At 70.5% G+C, this 2,125-nt stretch carries 2 protein-coding genes; both read right to left on the reverse strand.

Annotated features, from left to right (window positions below):
* On the reverse strand, window positions 1-1,575 hold a 1,575-nt coding region (locus G6020_RS11845), incomplete at its 3' end, for an alpha/beta fold hydrolase (protein ID WP_182610767.1).
* Window positions 1,576-1,857: 282 nt separating this feature from the next.
* The coding region (locus G6020_RS11850; protein ID WP_241732687.1) for a hypothetical protein at window positions 1,858-2,125 on the reverse strand (268 nt) is incomplete at its 5' end.

Consider the following 2,125-nt stretch of genomic DNA (forward strand, 5'->3'; position numbering starts at 1 on the left):
CATGCCCTGCTGGGCGGCGGCCGCGCGCTCGGCCTGACCCCACCTGGGCAGAGGCTCCGGCGAGGGCTTGCCCTCGACGCGCCCCGGGGTGGCGACCCCGGTCTCGAGGAACTCCATCACCACCGCGTCGACGGCAGCGTTTCCGGTGCGGAAGGTGCCGTGCTCGCCGCCGCCGACGACGACCAGCGTCCCGTCGAGCGTCTCGACGACCCTGTGGGCACCGGCGATCGGGGTGACGGCGTCCTTCTCCGAGTGCAGGACGAGCGGCTTCTGGTCGAGGGCGTCGCCGTTCGGCTGGATGGTGCGTGCGACCGGCGCCCAGCCCACACAGTCGTCACCGGCGGCCTCGGCCGCGGCGCGGGTGGTGAGCTTGTTGCCGCCCGTGTAGCGGTCCGCCTTGGCAGCCATGACGCCGAGCTCGCTCGGCGGCGAGGCGGTCTCGTTGCACGTGATGATCGCGTTCATCTCGATGTCGGTGCGGAAGACCGGCGAGCGGCTCTCCTGCGCGGCGACGATCCTGGCGGCCGTCGGGTAGTCGACCCGGGCGATGTTGCCGCCGTCGTTGTAGTACTTGAGCATGTGCGCCAGCATCGGCCACGCCTGCTCGGAGTAGGTCGCGCCCACCGTGGCGTCGTACAACCCGGTGGTGGCGTTGTTGGTCAGACCCTGCAGCGCGACGGCGCGACCGAGACCCTCGACGCGGGCGAGGGCGGGCGCGGTGCCGTTGATGGTGTCCAGCGCGGGCCGCTCGAGCGCGGTGCCCCGCAGCTCGACGGGCAGGTCGCGGGTCTCGGCCGGCGGCGGGGTGAGGTTGGCGGGTCCCCCCACCTCCTGGTCGGTGACCCACTTCCAGGAGTGGAACACCTTGCGCGGGGTGTCGCCGAGGCCGTAGTAGTCGTCGCGCTCGGCGATCCACGTGAAGATGTCGTTCAGTCGTCGCTCCTGGGCGAGCGCGCCCTGTTCGGCCTGGGTGGACCACCGCCAGTCGGGGTGCGTGTTGGAGTCCAGCACCATGCGGCCGGTGTGCTCGGGGAACAGGGTCGCGAAGTCGGTGCCGATCGCGGTGCCGTAGGACACGCCCACGTAGTCGATCTCGGCGAGCCCGAGCGATTCGCGGACGGCGTTCATGTCGCGGGCCGCGTTCTCGGTGGTGAACGAGGCCATGTAGGCCGGATCGGTCCCGAAGCAGGCGTCGTGCAGCGCGTTCGCGGTGGTCGGGCCGACGAAGGCGACGTCACAGGTCATCGGGTTGGAGCCGTAGAGGCCACGCGGCTGGACGGCCACGAGGTCGTGGTTCTCGTACAGGCCGGCGGGCGCGGTGCCGTCGAACGCGGGGCTCCAGAAGTTGAGGGCGTAGTTGCCGGGGCCGCCGGGGTTGCCGAAGACGGCCGACCGGGCCTGCCCGGAGGACGCCTTGATGCGGGTCAGAGCGACCTCGGTCCGGGCGCCGTCGGGCTGGCTGTAGTCGACGGGGACCTCGACGGTCCCGCACTCGAGACCGGCCGGCACGTACTCGGCCTCGATCCCGAGCATCTCGGTACAGTCCTGCCACTTGACCGGGGCGGCGGCGGCCACTCCGGTACCAAGAAGTGCGATCGCCCCAACGACCGCGGTGGTGCCAACGAAAGTGCTAGACGGCTGCACCGATCCCCGATTCCATGTTCTGTAGATGACTGCCAGACGAATCGGACGCCGCGACCGCTCAAGTTCATGAGCGTTACAAGCGTCCGAACCGCTCCAAATGTAGCCTGTGGCGGGTGCCACGCCGCACCAACTGGCACCGACTCAGGGAACCGTCATCCGATCGTTACCGCGTGCGGGGTCGGTGCCGAAAAGGTGCAGGCAGAAGTGGATATATCACTGTTCATGCCGGCTGCCGCGGGTCAGCAACGCGAGCGTGGTGGCGACCATCGCGACCCCGGCCGACAGCGTGGCCGCCAGCAGCAGCCAGGGCTCGGTGTAGGTCCGCAGGATCACACCGTCGACGGGCGGGTCGACCTCGGGCGGCCGGACGGCCACGAGGTCGCGCGACAACCACCACAACATCACCGCCAGGACTGCCGCGGTCACGGCGAGCACGGCGTGGCGCCGGGCGGTCACGCCGGATCCGAGGCGGTGCCCGAGC

This window comes from Dietzia sp. B19, from assembly GCF_014145155.1.
GTDB lineage: Bacteria > Actinomycetota > Actinomycetes > Mycobacteriales > Mycobacteriaceae > Dietzia > Dietzia natronolimnaea.